Source organism: Aequorivita vitellina (assembly GCF_022008365.1).
GTDB classification, from domain to species: Bacteria; Bacteroidota; Bacteroidia; order Flavobacteriales; family Flavobacteriaceae; genus Aequorivita; species Aequorivita vitellina.
The window spans coordinates 1-1,691 of sequence record NZ_JAIRBA010000076.1 but is presented as its reverse complement, the minus strand read 5'-3'; the positions used below and the strand labels follow the sequence as shown (position 1 = coordinate 1,691).

1 protein-coding gene is annotated in these 1,691 nt (G+C 44.5%); it reads left to right on the top strand.

Going from position 1 to position 1,691, the window contains the following annotated elements; all coding sequences use genetic code 11:
* The first annotated feature begins 67 nt into the window (after positions 1-67).
* On the top strand, positions 68-1,612 hold the full coding sequence (locus K8089_RS15980; RefSeq protein WP_237604294.1) for an IS1182 family transposase: 1,545 nt from the start codon (positions 68-70) through the stop codon (positions 1,610-1,612).
* The last annotated feature ends 79 nt before the right edge of the window (positions 1,613-1,691 follow it).

The window sequence follows — 1,691 nt, the reverse complement described above, 5'->3', positions numbered from 1 at the left end:
AAGAGGCTGTCTAAAAAGGGCAGCCTTTTTTCATGGTCAATCAGCATAAATTTCGTATCTTCATGCCATGAAAGCAAGCCCTGTATGGAAGACCAATAGCCAGAACCAATTGAGTCTTCTTCCTCCCAGTTTTGATGATTTTGTTCCAGAGAATCATCCGGTTCGTATAGTCAATACCATTATAGACCAAATAGATATCCGGTCCATCGAAAAGACCTACAAAGGTGGTGGCACATCAAGTTACCACCCCAGAGATCTATTGAAGATCTTGGTCTATTCCTACCTGCGCAACCTCTACTCCTCCAGAAAGATTGAGCGGGCACTTGGCGAGAACGTACATTTTATGTGGCTCTCCGGTAGTATCCGGCCCGACCACAATACCATTAGCAACTTCCGCTCCGGCAAGCTCAAGGGAAAGTTCAAGAAGATATTCAATCAAGTAGTCATTCTTTTGGCAGAGCAAGGACATTTAAACTTAAAGGACATTTATGTGGATGGCACCAAGATCGAGGCAAATGCCAATCGCTACACTTTTGTATGGGGCAAGAGCATCAAGACCTCACGTGCACGTATTGAAAAACAACTCAAAGATCTCTGGCGTTACGTTGAAACAGTATATGCGGAAGAAGAGCAAAAGCCCAATGAACCGGATAATTTTCAAGCGATCGACCCCCAAAAAGTATCCGATACCATCGATCAGATCAACCAAGCGCTGCAAGGGAAGGACATCGATAAAAAAGTAAAACAAAAACTTAACTACGCGAAGAAGAACTGGCCTAAAAATGTTGAAAAGTATAACAAGCAAGAGCAGCAAATAGGCGGGCGCAACTCTATGAGCAAGACCGATCCCGACGCCACCTTTATGCGGATGAAGGAAGACCATATGCTCAACGGCCAGCTCAAGCCCGGCTATAACCTTCAGGCATCCACCAACAATCAGTTCATAGCAAATTACACCCTTGCCCAGACTACGGCAGACACCACTACACTTATAGACCATACCGAAGATTTTATAAAAGGATACGATCAAGCCCCGGATGCCCTAACAGCGGACGCCGGTTATGGCAGTGATGAAAACTACGCGTATCTGGAAGAAAAGCAAATCGAAGCTTTTGTTAAATACAATTACTTCCACAAAGAGCAACTGGACGAAAAACGGGGAACGAACAAAAAACCTTTCGCCGCCAATAAACTATATTACAATAATGAAACCGACACCTACTACTGCCCGATGGGGCAGCCCATGGAGCATATAGGGAGTTACCAGCGAACGACCGCTACGGGATACAGACAAAACATTGATAGGTACCAAGCAAAAAACTGCCGGGGATGCCAGCTCAGGCCCCTTTGCCACAAGGCAAAAGGAAACCGGATCGTGGAACGCAACCATAAACTGATCAGGCTTAAGGCCAAAGCCAAGAAAAAATTACTCAGTCCAGAAGGCATAGCTCACAGAAAACAGAGATGTTGGGACGTGGAGGCTGTATTTGGGAACATAAAGCACAATATGAACTTTAAACGCTTTATGCTCCGTGGAATTGAAAAGGTAGAAACCGAAATCGGGCTTATTGCGATGGCCCACAACCTTAAAAAAGTGACTTTGGCCATATAAGAGTCGCTTTGTTTTACTTTTAACCAATAACAATTAACTCAATAACCCAATCCGGGAAAGGTCTTAAAAAGTAGCGCAT